Origin of the sequence: Acidisoma sp. S159, assembly GCF_009766125.1 — a bacterium.
GTDB lineage: Bacteria > Pseudomonadota > Alphaproteobacteria > Acetobacterales > Acetobacteraceae > Acidisoma.
This window is the reverse complement of the sequence record NZ_LMUG01000057.1, coordinates 20,299-34,947: the sequence shown is the minus strand read 5'-3', so window position 1 is coordinate 34,947 and position 14,649 is coordinate 20,299. Positions and strand designations below refer to the sequence as shown.

Annotated in this window: 12 protein-coding genes and 1 pseudogene; 6 read left to right on the top strand and 7 right to left on the bottom strand. The window is 61.2% G+C overall.

The features are described from left to right. A partial coding sequence (locus GSQ92_RS30295; RefSeq protein ID WP_216856857.1) for a DDE-type integrase/transposase/recombinase occupies window positions 1-271 on the bottom strand: 271 nt, incomplete at its 3' end. A gap of 10 nt (window positions 272-281) precedes the next feature. Next, the gene (locus tag GSQ92_RS30290; RefSeq protein WP_216856856.1) at window positions 282-503 is read right to left on the bottom strand and encodes a hypothetical protein; all 222 of its coding nucleotides are present in this window, start codon (window positions 501-503) and stop codon (window positions 282-284) included. Window positions 504-631: 128 nt separating this feature from the next. On the opposite strand from GSQ92_RS30290, the gene GSQ92_RS16660 reads away from it, so the two are divergent. Both GSQ92_RS16660 and GSQ92_RS31005 read left to right on the top strand, forming a co-directional pair. Beyond that, the gene (locus tag GSQ92_RS16660; RefSeq protein ID WP_216856855.1) at window positions 632-931 is read left to right on the top strand and encodes an alpha/beta fold hydrolase; all 300 of its coding nucleotides are present in this window, start codon (window positions 632-634) and stop codon (window positions 929-931) included. Between the two features lie 268 nt (window positions 932-1,199). Continuing rightward, a pseudogene (locus tag GSQ92_RS31005) lies at window positions 1,200-1,529 on the top strand (transposase); the annotation flags it as partial. A 72-nt stretch (window positions 1,530-1,601) separates the two neighbouring features. Here GSQ92_RS31005 and GSQ92_RS16650 read toward each other — a convergent pair. From GSQ92_RS16650 to GSQ92_RS16640, 3 genes are all read right to left on the bottom strand, one after another. Next, window positions 1,602-4,721, bottom strand: a complete 3,120-nt coding sequence (locus tag GSQ92_RS16650) for an efflux RND transporter permease subunit (RefSeq protein ID WP_159013740.1) — start codon at window positions 4,719-4,721, stop codon at window positions 1,602-1,604. Continuing rightward, entirely contained in the window at window positions 4,718-5,809 is a 1,092-nt protein-coding gene (locus GSQ92_RS16645; RefSeq protein ID WP_158801247.1) for an efflux RND transporter periplasmic adaptor subunit, read from the bottom strand. Before GSQ92_RS16645 ends, GSQ92_RS16650 begins: the two co-directional genes overlap by 4 nt. A 77-nt stretch (window positions 5,810-5,886) precedes the next feature. Next, window positions 5,887-6,495: a TetR/AcrR family transcriptional regulator gene (locus tag GSQ92_RS16640; RefSeq protein WP_158801245.1), complete on the bottom strand. Its 609-nt coding sequence runs from the start codon at window positions 6,493-6,495 to the stop codon at window positions 5,887-5,889. A gap of 149 nt (window positions 6,496-6,644) precedes the next feature. Here GSQ92_RS16640 and GSQ92_RS16635 point away from each other — a divergent pair, with 149 nt between their 5' ends. Beyond that, window positions 6,645-8,114 (top strand): efflux transporter outer membrane subunit, encoded by a 1,470-nt coding sequence (locus GSQ92_RS16635; protein ID WP_159013739.1) that lies wholly within the window; start codon window positions 6,645-6,647, stop codon window positions 8,112-8,114. 522 nt (window positions 8,115-8,636) lie between these two features. On the opposite strand, the gene GSQ92_RS16630 is transcribed toward GSQ92_RS16635, so the two are convergent. Both GSQ92_RS16630 and GSQ92_RS16625 read right to left on the bottom strand, forming a co-directional pair. After that, window positions 8,637-9,734 (bottom strand): SDR family oxidoreductase, encoded by a 1,098-nt coding sequence (locus GSQ92_RS16630; protein WP_159013748.1) that lies wholly within the window; start codon window positions 9,732-9,734, stop codon window positions 8,637-8,639. Beyond that, a complete protein-coding gene (locus GSQ92_RS16625) occupies window positions 9,734-11,122 on the bottom strand; it encodes a PLP-dependent aminotransferase family protein (protein ID WP_159013738.1) in 1,389 nt (462 codons plus the stop codon). The genes GSQ92_RS16630 and GSQ92_RS16625 overlap by 1 nt, the downstream gene beginning before the upstream one ends. Window positions 11,123-11,271: 149 nt before the next feature. Here GSQ92_RS16625 and GSQ92_RS16620 point away from each other — a divergent pair, with 149 nt between their 5' ends. The 3 genes from GSQ92_RS16620 to GSQ92_RS16610 are packed head-to-tail and all read left to right on the top strand — an operon-like array spanning window position 11,272 to window position 14,635. Next, window positions 11,272-12,771, top strand: a complete 1,500-nt coding sequence (locus GSQ92_RS16620) for an ABC transporter substrate-binding protein (protein ID WP_159013737.1) — start codon at window positions 11,272-11,274, stop codon at window positions 12,769-12,771. Window positions 12,772-12,788: 17 nt separating this feature from the next. Then, window positions 12,789-13,766 carry a carbohydrate ABC transporter permease gene (locus GSQ92_RS16615; RefSeq protein WP_159013736.1) on the top strand — a complete coding sequence of 326 codons (978 nt, stop codon included), beginning with the start codon at window positions 12,789-12,791 and terminating at the stop codon, window positions 13,764-13,766. Beyond that, window positions 13,766-14,635: a carbohydrate ABC transporter permease gene (locus GSQ92_RS16610; RefSeq protein ID WP_159013735.1), complete on the top strand. Its 870-nt coding sequence runs from the start codon at window positions 13,766-13,768 to the stop codon at window positions 14,633-14,635. Before GSQ92_RS16615 ends, GSQ92_RS16610 begins: the two co-directional genes overlap by 1 nt. Window positions 14,636-14,649: the final 14 nt, after the last annotated feature.

Below are 14,649 nucleotides of genomic sequence, written 5' to 3'. Positions count from 1 at the left end.
AATTCTCGGCGCGATTGTTCAGGTAGCGGCTTTGCCGGTGCTCGACATCAGGCAGAAGCTCGCGTTGGGCCACGCCGTAGCTCTTCAGCTTGTCGGTGATGAGAACGCGCGGTACGTATTGCAGCTCCTTCAGGAGACGCTTGAAGAAGCGCTTCGCTGCCCCGGCGCTGCGGCGGGCCTGTACCAGAACGTCAAGCACGGTGCCGTCTTGATCGACGGCGTGCCAGAGATAGTGCTGTTCCCCGTTGATCCGAATGAAGACTTCGTCCAAGTATCATTTGTCACCGGGCCGGTCGGCGCCGACGAAGATTGTTCGCGAAGCTCGCGCCAAACTTCAGACACCACCGACGGATACTCTCATAAGAAACAAAGATGCCGCGCTCCGCCAGGAGCAGCTCGACATCTCGAAAGCTCAGGCTGAATACATGATAGAGCCAGACCGCGTGCCTCATCAGCTCGGCTGGAAAACGATGGCGATAATGTGGGTCGGGCGGCTTCTTCATTCCTCCATCCTGGCGCAGGATCGGGCCGCCCGCCAGACCCGGTTACCGTGACAATGCCGTCGCCCGGCTGGCAGTTCGAAGAGGCAGTCTTCGATTGATCGGCGGCCGCTTTCGACAATCCCGACTTCGTGGATGTCGTCATTCATTGCTACCGTTGCTCTTTCGGCTTGGACGCTGGCGACCATGCGTTGCAGCCACTTGAGGACCGTTTGGCGCAGAAGCCCACCATCACGGTGCCGACGGTGACGCTCGATGGGGCGACCGACCCGCTCAAGCCTGGGGGCACCGCAGATCATGCCAGCATGTTCGTCGGGCTGCATGAACACCGTATCGTCGACGCGGGACACAATCTTCCGCAGCAGGCGCCGCAGGCCTTCGCCGACGCTGTGTTCAAGGTCCGGGACTGGTCAGCTTTAAAAGGGCTCTGAGACCTTTGCGTGACCCAGGCCGCGCTTGGTTGTGGCTGAGCAGGATACCGATTAGCTCGAAAGCCGAATGGGCTGTCTATCAACACGCGATAAGTGTCCTTGGACTAACCTGCTGCGCGGGAGTCGCGTGGTCGCGCGTGATAGGTTGAGCAATCCGGCGTAGTCTTCCGCGAGGCCGTAGTCGTTCGTTGTTCATCTGAAAGCCCCGTTTACAGGACCGTGGCGCGCTACACCTGCATAGGAGCAATCGATGACCTGCTTCGTCAAGCTGTCGCGACTGTTCCGAGGTCTGTTTCTGCACGCGTTGGAGAAGGCGTTCACAGCTGGCAGGTTACGCTTCTTCTCGGGCCTGCTGCCATTGCAGGAACGGGCGGCGTTCCTGCGTCACTTGGCACCAGCGCGTAAGTCGGAATGGGTCGTCTTCGCCAAGCGACCCTTCGCTGGCCCGGAGCAGGCTCTCACCTACGTCGGCCGCTACACTCATCGCATCGCCATCGCCAATAGCCGACTATTCTCCATCGACGACGGCAGGGTCCGCTTCCGCTGGAAAGACTACCGCCGCGGCAATCCGCACAGCGCGATGACTTTGACCGCCGGTGCTGAAAACGGTGACGACCAGGTCGGATGCAGGCATGAAGGCCGTGATGAAGGGGATGGGCCCGTATCCCCCCTAGATCGCTCCCAGGTCCCCATGCACATCCGTAAAATGCGGAGCGACGATTTCATCGGCGGCCTTCATCGGCGGCTTCACTCGATACCAGATCGAATAGAGCGCGGGCAGGAAGAACAGGATGAGGACTGTGCCCGCCGCCGTGCCGCCGATCAACGTGTAGGCAAGCGGCCCCCAGAAATCCGATCCTACTAGAGGAATGAAGGCGAGCACTGCTGCCAGCGCCGTGAGCAGCACCGGCCGCGCGCGCTGCACCGTCGCTTCCACGACCGCATGGTAGGGTTCCAGGCCATCATTCTGATTGGTCTGAATCTGGCCAATGAGGATCAGCGTGTTGCGCATTAGGATGCCGGCCAATCCGATGACGCCGAGGATGGCCGTGAAGCCGAAGGGCTGGTGGAACAGCAATAGTGTCGGCACCGTGCCGACGATGCCGAGCGGTCCGGTCAGGGCAACCATTGCCATGCCCGAGAGCGAACGGACCTGGATGATTAGCACTATCAGGATCAGCAGGACCATGATCGGGAAGATCGGCGCAAGAGCCGCATTGGCCTTGCCCGCTTCCTCGATATTGCCGCCCAGCGCGATGCGATAGCCCGCCGGAAGGTTGGCAATGATGGGCCGCAGCGACTGGAAGATCGCCGTCGAGACTTCTGGCGGTTGCGACGCCGCGTCGATGTCGCTCTGCACGGTGATCGTGGGCACGCGGTCGCGGCGGCGCAGGATCGGGTCCTCGGACCGCGTCTCCATATGGCCGATCTGGCTGAGAGGTATCGGTCTTCCGTCATGGTTGGTGAGCGTGAGATCGCCGAGCTTGGCGGGATCGAGACGCTCCGGCCCTGAGCTGCGTGCGACGAGTACGACGGTGCGGATATCTTCGCGCACCTGCGTGACAGCGACACCGGTCAGCAGGAACTGCAACTGCAGCGCGGCGTCCGCGGGTGTCAGCCCGATCAGTTGCAGACGCTGCTGGTCCAGGACGAAATGCAAGGTTGGCGCCAGCTCACCCCAGTCCTGGTTGATCTGCCGCGTATGGGGATTGGCCCGCATTACGGCTGAGACCTGATCGACAATTCCGCGCAGCGTATCGATATCTGGTCCCATCACCCGCATCATGACGGGGAAATGAGTATAGGGCCCGAAAACGAGTTGCGTGACGCGCACCCGCGCTTCTGGCGCCAGACCTTCCGCGATGCGCTGGCGCAGATGAACCTGCAAATGGTCGCGCGCGGAATCGCTGGGCGTCAGGGTGATGATCTTGGCGAAGGATGGATCGGGCAGTTCCGGATTATAGGCTAGGAAGAAGCGCGGGGCGCCCGCACCGATATAACTGGTGACGATCTTCGCCTCCGGCTGCTGGCGCAGCCATGTCTCGACCCGCGCCGTAACAGCGCTGGTGGCCTCGATGCTGGTGCCTTCGGGCATTTGCACTTCCGTCAGCAATTCCGTGCGGTCCGAATTGGGAAAGAACTGCTGCGTGACGAAGCCCATACCGAAGATCGCGAGCACGAATAGGGCGAGGACCGCGGATGCGACGAGAAATTTATAGTGAACGGCGCATGCGACGAGACGTCGGAACTGATTGTAGCGCGGCGTCGCATAGATGTGCTGATAGGCACCACCCTCGATCTTCTTGATCTCGGGAAGCAGCTTGACGCCGAGATAGGGCGTGAAGACGGCCGCCACGATCCATGAGGTGATGAGCGCAAAGCCGACGATCCAGAAGATATTGCCGGCATATTCGCCGGCCGTGGACCGCGCGAAGCCTACGGGGGTAAAGCCGATGATCGTCGCGAGCGAACCGGCAAGGCGAGGTGCGGCTGTCTGTGTCCAGGAGAAAGAGGCGGCGGCGACCCGGTCGAAGCCTTCTTCCATCTTCACCACCATGCTTTCGATGACGATGATGGCGTCGTCGACCAGCAGGCCCAGCGAGATGATGAGGGCGCCTAGCGTGATGCGGTCAAGCGCCTTGCCCGTGAGCAGCATGACGACCATGACGATGGCGAGGGTGAGCGGCACCGCGGCCGCGACCACGATGCCGACGCGCCAGCCGAGGCTGACGAGGCTCACGATCATCACCACGGCTAGAGCGACGCAGAATTTGAGCATGAACTCGTCGATGGCGTCGTCGATGATGGCCGCCTGGTCGACGATCTTGGTTAAGGTGACGCCGGCGGGCAGATCCACGCCCAGCGTCTTCTCGGCGGCGCTGAGAGAGGCGCCGAGCTTGAGCCCGTTCCAGCCGTCCTGCATGACCACGTTGAGGATCAGCGCGGGCTCGCCGTTGTGACGGACGAGATAGGTCGGCGGATCCTCATAACCACGCTCAACCGTCGCGATGTCGGAGAGTTTCAGGCTGCGGCCGCCAGAGACGATCGGCGTATCCCGAATCTTCTGTAACCCGTCGAGCGCACCGTCGAGGCGAATGAAGACCTGCGGTCCGCTCGTATCGATAGACCCTGCCGGCGTGATGGCATTCTGCCGTGCGAGAGCTGTGAAGACATCCTGGGGCGAGACGCCGAGATTGACGAGGCGCGCATAGGAAAAATTGACGAAGATGCGTTCGGGCCGCTCCCCGGCGACGTCGACCTTCTTGACGCCCGGCACGTGCAGCAGGCGCTGACGCAGTGTTTCTGCTTGACGTGCGAGGAGCCGGTCCGGCATGCCATGACCTTCCACCGCATAGACCGCGAAGTCGACGTCCGAATACTCATCGTTGATGAAGGGGCCGAGGACGCCGGCAGGCAGGTTATGGGCCTCGTCGCCCAGCTTCTTGCGTGCCTGGTAGAATTGCTCCGGCACCCGTGACGGCGGCGTCGCGTCGCGCAGCGTCACCATCATGATGGCGAGGCCGGGTCGCGTGAGGGTCTCGACGCGATCGCAATACTGAAGTTCCTGCATCCGCTTTTCGAGCGGATCGGCCACGAGGTTCTGCATCTCCTCGGCCGTCGCGCCGGGCCAGGCGGATATGACTGTCAGCACCTTGACGGTGAAGGGCGGATCCTCGGCACGCCCCAGGCTGAGATAGGCGAAGACGCCGACCAGGGTGAGCACGACGATGAAGAACAGGGTGATGGACCGCTCACGGACCGCGAGGGCCGAAAGATTGAAGCCACTCATTGCATCGCCGCCTTTTCGTCGGCGATTCGCACGTGTTCGCCTTCATGCAGGAAGTGACCTCCGGTCGATACGACATCGTCCCCGAGGTGCAGGTCGCCGATGACGTCCGTCGTCTCACCGCCGAGTTCGCTAACCTTCACCGGCCTGAACGTGACACGAGAGGTCTGGCGATCCAGCACCCAAACGCCAGCGCCCGTCCCTTCGTCGTCGATGGCGCCGAGTGGCACCTCAAGAGTCGTGACCTGCCGGGTATCGTTCAGGGTGAGCGTGACGGTCGCACCGAGTGGAGCGGACACGCCGTCTCCGTCCATCACATAGCGTGCCTCAAACGTCCGGGTCTGTGGATCGGCGGAGTCGGACAACTGCCGAAGATGGGCGGAGGCGTGAACGGTGTCGCCGTAGAGGCTGATCTGGGCCGGATTGCCGATCGCGGGCCGGATGGTCTCCGGCAGGTCGATCACCGCTTCCCGCGGCCCTGCATGGGCGAGGCGGACGACCGTCTGCCCTGCTGCGACGACCTGGCCGGGCTCGGCCAATGTCTCGACGACGGTGCCGTTACCATCGGCCAGCAGCACGGCGTAGTCGTTCTGGTTGCGTGCCACCTGCTCTTGCGCCTGGGCCGCCGATAAGAGGGCGCGCGCGCTATCGGCCGCCGCTTTCGCCTGATCGTAAAGGATTTGAGAGACAGCGCCGGAAGCGACCAGGCTGCGGTAGCGTCGCTCATCGGCCGAGGCCTGAATCCAGTGCGCCTTGGCGGCGGCCACGTCACCGGCCTGTGCCGTGACGGCGTGAAGATAGTCGGTCGGGTCGATCCGCATGAGCGGCTGCCCGGCTCTCACGACCTCGCCGGTATCGACCAGGCGTTCGATGACCTTACCCGGCACCCGGAAGCCGAGATCGCTTTGCACCCGGGCTGCGACGAGGCCGGTGTAGGTATGGGTGATCCCCGGGGAGGCCTCGACAGGGGTGACCAATACTAGGCGCTCCGCGGTGCGCGCATCCGCCTCCTGATGCACTTTGCAAGCAGCAAGACTAAGGCTCGCGAGGGCGGCGGCGACAGCCAGTGTGGTCGGACGCGCTTTCGACATGGACGGGCTCCGAAGGATCAGATTGCCCACAGCATTCTCACAAGTGACGTATGTGTCAATCCGTCACTTCATACATGTCAGATGGCCAGACTGCGCAGGACCAGGTTCGCCAGAACCGCCGCGTCATCCTCGATCGAGTTGAGCCTCAGCTCGAGGAGAATGGGAATTCTGATCGGATCCATCGCCAGCACAATAGCCCGGCAGGTCTCGTCCGTGGACGTCTTGCGCTCGAACTCTCCGGCCTCCCGCCCCTCCGCGACGACGCGGCGCACGATGAGGTTGAGCGCCGCGTTATGGTCGAGAATCGACTGCCATTTTTCGCTGAGCGCTGCCGCGACGATGTCGTGCATCTTGCGGTCGTGAAAGAAAAGATCGGCGGCGCCCCGGGCAAGTTCAATAAACATGCGCCGTAGCCTTTCGGAAGCCGGCTTCTTCTCATCCGCGATGGCGGTCAGCGCGGCCTCGATCTTGTGCTGCTGCATGCTGCAGACGGCTTCTCCGATCGCTTTCTTGGAGTCGAAAAATTTATAGATATAGGCGGTCGAGAGACCGATCGCCTTGGCGACGTCGGCCACCGTGGTCTTGTTGTAGCCGTAGTGTCGGAAATGCTCGCTGGCGGCGCCAAGGATCTGCTCGCGCCGCTCATGCTCGGCGGGTCCGCGCTGGCCGGCAAGGGGTGTGAACATCGGTCTCCCTCTACATCATAGCAGGACGTTGCTAATCTGATATTTAGATGGAGCGTGCTCGATTGACAACGAGTGACGAATGAGCGAAATCATCACTCTGTCGCACCCCCCCCCAGGATTTGGGTCGCCTCAGGTGAAGGCACTCAGCGATGGCATCCGTTTCCTCGATCCGACATCTTCCCGCCTTCGCGATGGCCAGCGTCCTCGCCTCCCTGCTATCGGGCTGCGAGGTCGGGCCGGACTACCATGTCCCGACCACGACGCTTGCAGCCTTCCACAACGCCGACGCCGTCGATGGGCGGCAAGCGCCGCCAGCGCCCCCGCTGGACCAGTGGTGGAAGGGCTTCAATGATCCGGAGCTTGACCGGATCGAGCAGCGCGCCCTTGCCCAGAACCTCGATCTTTCCGCCTCGCCCGCGCGGGTGCAGCAGGCGCGGGCGGCAGCCGAGGCCGCAAGCGCCCAGCTTCTGCCCACCGCAGACCTGAACACTCAGGTGTCGGCCCTTCATCAGTCCCTAGAAAGCCCCCTCGGGGAACTCGGCCAGTCCTTGCCCGGCTACAATCGCGACCAGCGCCTCTATGATGTCGGCGCCGCCGCGAGTTGGGAGATCGATCTGTTCGGTGGCCTGCGACGCGGGCAGGAAGCCGCGCGGGCTGAGGCTCAGGCGGCGGAGGCGGAGGGTCTTGGCACCCGCGTCAGCATTGCGGCCGATGCGGCGGATGCCTATTTTCGGGTAAGGGGCGATCAGGCTCAGCTTGATGTCGCGCGGCGGCAGATAGACGTGGACGCGCATCTGCTCGACCTCGTTCAGCTGCAACACACGCGAGGCATCGCCACGAATCGGGAGGTGGCGCAGGCGCAGGCGCTGGTGCTGCAGGCGCGCACGACGATTCCGCCGCTGCGTATCGACCTCGAAGCCCAGCTCAACCGCCTCGACGTCCTGATGGGCGCGCAGCCGGGAACCTACGCGAGCAAGCTTTCAGCCGTCAGCGCGATCGCTGCGATACCCGGCATTCCCGATGCCGACCAGCCTATGGATATGCTCCGCCGCCGACCGGACGTGATCGTCGCGGAACGGCGCGTGGCGGCGGCCAGTGCGCGCATCGGCGTGGCGGTGTCGGACTACTACCCGAAGATCTCGTTGTCGGGAGCACTCGGTTTCGACAGTCTAAGCGCGAATCACCTGTTCACAGGGAGCGCGTTCCAGCCAATTGGCACCGGCGCACTTCGCTGGAGGATCTTCGACTTCGGCAAAGTCGACGCGGAAGTCGCGAACGTGCGGGGACGCGACGCGGAAGCACTCGCGCAGTATCGGCAGACGGTTCTGCATGCCGCCGAAGATGTCGAAAACGCCTTCATGGAGCTGAGCCAGACGGAGCTGAGGACTCAGGAATTGCAGGACGAAGTCATCTCGCTCACGCATGCGCGAGATCTTTCGGAAGAGTCTTTTTCCTCGGGAGTCATTCCACTGACCGATGTCTTGGATGCCGATCGCCAGCTTCTTTCTGCGCAGGATGATCTTGCGCAGAATTGCGCCGCCGCGGCTCGGGCTGCCGTGCATTCATTCAGGGCGCTCGGTGGAGGATGGACCGCAGAATTAAGTGGCCTCGCGGCATGATGCGTCAGTGCAGCAGCCCAAGGCTCTTGAGGACCTTGTCGGCCACTATGCGGTCTAATTGGAACCACTAGCCGACATCGCCATTTCACCACAGGCTTCTCTGTTGACCGCCCTGTGTCTGGCGACACGAAGGGTTCAATCACGGTGAACGCTCAGTTCCGAACCAAATGCGGCCATGCGCATGTTCGACGGATCAGATGATCCGCCGGCTCAGGTTGTGATGACGGCTGCGCGAGACCTATCCTCCCACCGAAGGACGCCCAATCTATCTAGTCGTCGACCCTATATCAACGCGCGAGATGGATGACTATCGCGTGTTAAAATCGCGCCCGCCAAGCACTTCCGGCAGTAGGGGGTAAATCCGAGCTAAAGCGCCGGAATGTCGGCTATTCTAAGGACGTTACGCACGCCATCCTGTTTATGAGTTCTCCTTGCGACCTGCAGTCACGATCATGCTCAAGGAGATGGTGATCGCATTCGATGGCCTCGGTCAGACATGGCCACGATCGTGGAGTGGCCCGCTCAGTTGCCGGGCAGAACCCGTGCATCCTGCAATTGCCTGAGGATCTCGTCGAACATCGCTTCGGTGTCGGCGCAATCGTGAAATCCGTGTTGCCGCGCCTTGATCGTGGAAACAAGGGAGTGACGTGGCACAGAGCTCCCGTGCCGGAAAAGATAGTCCATGAAATCCCACGAGTGAACAATCTCACCGTAGGCCAGAGGCATCAGCGCGTGCTTCTTAACAATACGGTCCCATACCGGCGCTTTGTCGGCCATGACGGCGGCCAAGGAAAACGGGTGCGGATGTCCCACTGACAACCCGAAACGCGCCGCCAGGGTTGGCCAGATTGTCGGCCACGAAAAGCAGTCGCCATTGGCGATGTTGAAGATCTCGCCTCGACAGCTGGATGTTTGCCCGGCCCACAGGATCGCTCTCGCCAACAACCGTGCATCGACCGCCTCTTGGAAGCACGCCGCACCCCCTGGGAACCGAAAGGGTTGGCCTAGTTCCTGGCAGATAGCCGCATAGGTGCCGATCGCCGTGATTGCGTTCATGGGGTTGCCGACCGCGAAGCCGCAAACGATTTGCGGCCGAAGCACCGTGTAGCCACGGCTATCGCTCATCGCTGCTCGCAGAAAATCTTCCTGCTCGTAATAGAAGTTTGATGCAATGAAGCGCGGGTCGCCCTCCTTTGCCGGCATCTTGTATGGGCCATGATGCACGCCGTAAGCCTTTGTCCCTTGAAGAAGCGTCACATGCCGGACAGACCGCGCGGCCAGAAGGGGAACAAGGGCATTCTTCAGCATGGCTAGATTAACATCGATCTGCCGTCGCTCCGTCCACCCACTTACCAGATCACGCTCCTCGTAGAGAGCGGCGTACACCACGTGAGTAACATCCTGTGCAACCGCACTAAGTTGCTTACTACAATCCTCAGGATCGGCCAGGTCGAGCCTGAGCCAATCAGCCCTGGTGTCGAAGGTCGGGCCTCGGCGCGAAACTCCAGTTACACGCCAATTGGGCAGCTCCTCAAACATCTGCAAAGCCGCCCGTCCCACAACGCCGCCCGCTCCCAGGATCAGGGCAGAACCTTTGGAGTGATCCAAGTACGTCGTCATCAGGCCGCTTCCACGCTCGATCGCGGCGCGCTTGAGAGCAAGCGCTCCAATTGACGGAATGCGGCGTCGACCAGATTCAAAGTCGCCGGCGCGCCGACACAAAGGCGCACAGCATGAGGAATGGAACGACGATCGGCCACGAAACCATGGGTGGGTGCTATGGCGACACCGCGTTGAGCAGCGGCGTCCACGAAATCTTCGGCGCGCCAGGGGCTGGGGAGCGATATCCAGGCATGCGGGCTCGCGGGATGGATACGCGCGGCCGAGAGGTGGCGAAAGGTCGCCATTAAGTCAGTCCGACGCAGGTTCTCCTGGGCCTGCCACTCCGCCATGCGATCCAGATGTCCGCCTTCGATCAGCGTTGCCGCGACTTCGACGCATATCGACGTTGCGGTGCCGGTGGACATCCCCACGCCCGCCTGGGCGCGCGATCCTTGGTCGAGCGGCGAGACCAGACACCCGACCTTCAGCCCTGGACCCGCGAGTCGTCCGAGACTTGTAAGGTAGTAGGTACGTTCCGGCGCGAGGGCGAAGATCGGTGGCACCGGGTCGTTTAGGATCGTGCCATAGATATCATTCTCGATTATCGGCATGTCGAAGCGACGCGCGATCTCGACCAGCGCCGCCCTGCGGTCAGCGGGCAATGTGACATTGAAAGGATTCTGGAGCCGCGGCGCGCAGTAGAGTGCTGCCACCCGATGCTCGCGGCAGCCTTTCTCCAGCGCGCTCGGAATCATCCCTTGCTCGTCGCAGGAAATTCCGAGAAGGCGCCGGTCGAGGTAGCTGGCGACCGCCTTCATACGCGGGTCCGTCAACTCTTCTGTCGCGATCAGATCCCCATGGTGGGTCAATGTGGACAGGGCCGCCATCGTCGCGTGCTGGCCGCCATTGGTGATCGTCAGTTGATCCGGCGACACGTGAACGCCCTGCCGCTTGAGCCATTTCGCCAGCACAGCGCGATGGCGCTCAGACCCCGCAGTGGGCGATCCGGCCAGAACGAGCGCGGGTTCACGCGCGGCGAGGTCGGTCAGCACGCCTCGCATCACCTCATCTCCGAAGGGCGGCACGGGCACGCGATATACCGCCATGTCGATGGGCCCGAGTTCAGTATTGGGCTGAAGTGGCAGGTAGCGGCCGTCCGCCAATGAAGATCCCGAAACGAAGGTTCCGCGGCCGACGTGGCTCGTAATTAGTCCACGCGCGTCCAGCTCGGCATAGGCGCGTCCAACCGTCGCCACGGCCACCTTCATCCGATGCGCGAGTTCGCGCTGGGTCGGCAACTGCTCCCCGAGCTTGATTCCGCCATTCTCGATCGCTGTTGCGATCACATCGACGATTTGGCGGTAGCCCGGTCGTCGTTCCGATTGTAGCATTTCAAACAGCGCCATCTAGTACAATAATCTTGTTGTGCTCTCATCCCAGGTGGTATTGTATCGCCTAGAGAAGCAATTCGCCAACCGAAATATCAACTTTCGGCAAAGGCGCGCAAAGAACGGTCGGATCCGTAAGAGATACCGGCCAGAGGGGAGATCACGGGATGAGCTTTTCGAAGCGGCGATCCACCGAAGAAGACGCGTCAGAGCAGCTCAACGAAATCGATACGCACGGACTGATCGCGCGACGCGAGTTGATGCGCCGTTCGGCGATATTCGGCGCGGTCGCGACCCTCGGAACCTTCACCGGATTGTTGAAGACCGCCTCAGCGCAGTCCGCCGCAGGCGGGACTGTCAAAGTGGGTCTCGACAGTGGCGCTTTCACGCCCATTCTCAAAACCTTCGCGCCGGAGTTCAAAGCGGCAACGGGGCTGACGGTCGAGTTCGAATCCTATCCCCTCGGCAATATGTACGACCAAAATCTTCTATCGCTGCGGCAAAAAACGGCCCGCTTCGACGCGTTCGATTTTTGGCAAAATTTCGCGGGAGACTTCGGCCCCTATCTCACCCCGCTTGAGGAAGTTGGCTCTTTGGAGACATTAGATTTCTCCGATGTCGCGAAACCCTTTCAGCAACTGAACTACTACCAGAATAAGCTCGTCGGGATCACGATCGACGGTGATCTCTTCATCGACACCTATCGCAGTGATTTGTTCGACGACGCGGCTGAGAAAACGGCGTTCAAGGCGAAATACGGTTATGACCTGATCCCGGCCAAGACCTATAAGCAGTATCACGATATTGCCGAGTTCTTTACCCGGCCGTCGAAGAACCTCTATGGCGCCGTCGAGGTCACGAGCTTCTTCGTTTATGCGTTCTTTATGAATCACTTCGTCCAGATCGGCGCCGAAAAGGGTGTCAACTACGGCGAGATCTTCGACGCCAATATGAAGCCCAATATCGCCAATGCTATGGGCGAAGAGGCAATCCGCCGCTATATCGAAATGACCGCCTTTATGCCTAAGGATCTTGCCAAGGCGATGCCCTGGGATGTCGGCCGGCAACTTTATTTCGCGGGCCATATCGCTCAGGCGAATTGGTGGACCGACATGGCGAAAGGCGCCTCCGATCCCGCGATCTCGAAAGTGGCCGACAAAATCCGATGCGCCCGAAGCTGGGGCGAGGTCACCATGCTTCCCTATGGCCGCGCTATGGGCATCGCGGCCAATTCGCAGAACAAGAAGGGCGCCTTCACAGCAATTTCCTGGATCCAGCAATCGGCCAATGCCACCCGATGGGTCGCCGAAACTTTCGCGCAGTCCTTGATGGACCCCTGGCGCGTCAGTATGTTCGAGAGTCCTAAGGCCACCTTCCCGTTGGAATCGGCCTCGGGCTTCGCTGATAACTTCGCGCAGACCAGTCTCGCCGCATTGCACAACCCGAAGGTCTATCTCGATATCTCCATTCCGGGCACCAACCAGTACATGAGCTCGATCATTCAGCATGTGCAGGCCGCGATCAATGGCCAGGTCGAGCCCATGCAAGCGCTACAGGACATCTCGGGCGAATTCGACGAAACTACTGAAACCTACGGCCGCGATCTTCAAATTGCTCACTATGCCGAATACCGCGCGCGCATGGTGAAGAACGGTTATTGGACCTGAGGGCGACCGCCGATCCGATGGCCGATCTGACGATAGGCTATGGTAAGCCGTCTCGGTGGGGGAGGAAACCCCGGCGTGACGACGGCGTCACTGAACGCGGAACCCTGCTGCTACTGGGGCCAGCGTTGCTATTCCTCGCCGTCTTCGCCATCTGGCCTTTCTGCTATCTGATCTATGCGTCTTTCACTTCCTATCAAATGGCGATTCCGGTGCCGATCCATTGGGTCGGCCTCGGTAACTTCCAAGCTCTCGTCAAAACGACGCGCTTTTGGCACAGCCTTGGTGTGACGGCCGCCTTCGCGCTGGTGAGCGTGCCGCTCCAATTGCTCATCGGCCTCTGCATCGCCTTGCTGTTGAACGCGGTTACGCGTGGGCGCGAGGTCTATGCGTCGCTGCTGCTGACACCGATGATGTTGGCTCCCATTGTGGTAGGCTTCGCCTGGGAGCTTTTTCTCAATCCGATCTACGGCCCCCTCAATGCCTTACTCAAAGGTATCGGATTGTCTCCCCCGGCCTGGGCCCAGTCGCCGGTTTGGGCGCTACCTACTCTGGTCGCGGTCGATATCTGGCAATGGACGCCGCTCGTCATGGTTATTCTGCTCGCAGGTCTAAGGTCGATCCCACCCCGGGTCTACGAGGCCGCGAAAGTCGATGGCTCCAGCGCCGTGCAGACCTTCTTCAATATTGTCGCGCCGATGCTGCTGCCGTATTTTGCAGTCGCCTTCGTCCTGCGCTTCATCGACAGCTTCAAAGTCTTCGACATCATCTATATCCTGACGAGGGGGGGGCCTGGAACCATCACGCAGAACCTCGCTTATTACACTTATGATCTCGGCTTTGGCCGCTTTCAGTTCGGCCGCTCCGGCGCGCTCAGCATCATCCAGCTTTTGCTGCTGACTATAGGCACGATGCTCATCATCAAGCTCGTCGCCAAACGCAATGCGCCGACGGCCGCGGTCGCCGGCCCTGCCGCAAACGCGAAGGAGGGCGCGTGATGAGCGCGGCCACGCGGGCGCCACGCCTTCCCCCCAGAGCCAAGCTGAGAACGGAGGAGCTTGTTGGCAGCGCAGTTCGTCACGCGATCCTCATCGTGCTCGTCATCCTGTGCCTCGCGCCGATCGTCTGGCTGCTCATCACAGCGTTCAAACCCTATGGCGAGCTATTCTCCAGCCCGCCGACGCTGTTCCCAATTCATCCGACCCTCGTCAATTTCGCCGGCGGCTGGTCGGTTGGCGGCGGCCGTGGCATTCGCGACAGCCTGATTGTGGCGACCTCGTCGACGGTGCTCTGCCTCATACTGGGTTTTCCCGCGGCCTACGCATTGGCGCGGCGCTTCGCGGCCCACGGCCAGCTCAGCTTCACCATCCTCTCACTTCGCATGCTGCCGCCGATCGTACCGGTGATCGGCTTTTACCTCATGTTCCAGAAGCTGCATCTCTACGACACCTATATCGGCTTGATCATCGCCTATACCTTCATGAACCTGCCGCTCGTGATTTGGCTTCTGGCGGAGTTCATTCGCCAGATTCCGCGCTCATACGAGGATGCGGCGCGAATCGACGGCGCGCCGTGGTTCTGGATGTTCCGCGACATTCTGCTGCCGCTCTCCGCCCCGGGTATCATGACCGCGGCGATCCTCAGCATGATGTTCGCCTGGAATGAGTTTCTGTTCTCACTCGTTTTGACGGGCGACAACGTCATAACGCTGCCAAAGGCATTGGCCGACTTCTTCCTGTTTCAGGAGCCGAACTGGGGCCAGCTCGGCGCTATCGGCATTGTCGCCATGGGGCCTCTTCTCGTCCTCTCCTACCTCATGCAGCGGTATCTCATCCGCAGCTTCACAGCCGAACTCGGCGGCCGCTGAAGTCACGGCCCGGT

Bases quoted from the DNA above. Each gene is read 5' to 3' on its own strand.
- GSQ92_RS30290 (WP_216856856.1), bottom strand. From the start codon at position 503: ATGAAGAAGCCGCCCGACCCACATTATCGCCATCGTTTTCCAGCCGAG.
- GSQ92_RS16650 (WP_159013740.1), bottom strand. From the start codon at position 4,721: ATGAGTGGCTTCAATCTTTCGGCCCTCGCGGTCCGTGAGCGGTCCATC.
- GSQ92_RS16645 (WP_158801247.1), bottom strand. From the start codon at position 5,809: ATGTCGAAAGCGCGTCCGACCACACTGGCTGTCGCCGCCGCCCTCGCG.
- GSQ92_RS16640 (WP_158801245.1), bottom strand. From the start codon at position 6,495: ATGTTCACACCCCTTGCCGGCCAGCGCGGACCCGCCGAGCATGAGCGG.
- GSQ92_RS16635 (WP_159013739.1), top strand. From the start codon at position 6,645: ATGGCATCCGTTTCCTCGATCCGACATCTTCCCGCCTTCGCGATGGCC.
- GSQ92_RS16630 (WP_159013748.1), bottom strand. From the start codon at position 9,734: ATGACGACGTACTTGGATCACTCCAAAGGTTCTGCCCTGATCCTGGGA.
- GSQ92_RS16625 (WP_159013738.1), bottom strand. From the start codon at position 11,122: ATGGCGCTGTTTGAAATGCTACAATCGGAACGACGACCGGGCTACCGC.
- GSQ92_RS16620 (WP_159013737.1), top strand. From the start codon at position 11,272: ATGAGCTTTTCGAAGCGGCGATCCACCGAAGAAGACGCGTCAGAGCAG.
- GSQ92_RS16615 (WP_159013736.1), top strand. From the start codon at position 12,789: ATGGCCGATCTGACGATAGGCTATGGTAAGCCGTCTCGGTGGGGGAGG.
- GSQ92_RS16610 (WP_159013735.1), top strand. From the start codon at position 13,766: ATGAGCGCGGCCACGCGGGCGCCACGCCTTCCCCCCAGAGCCAAGCTG.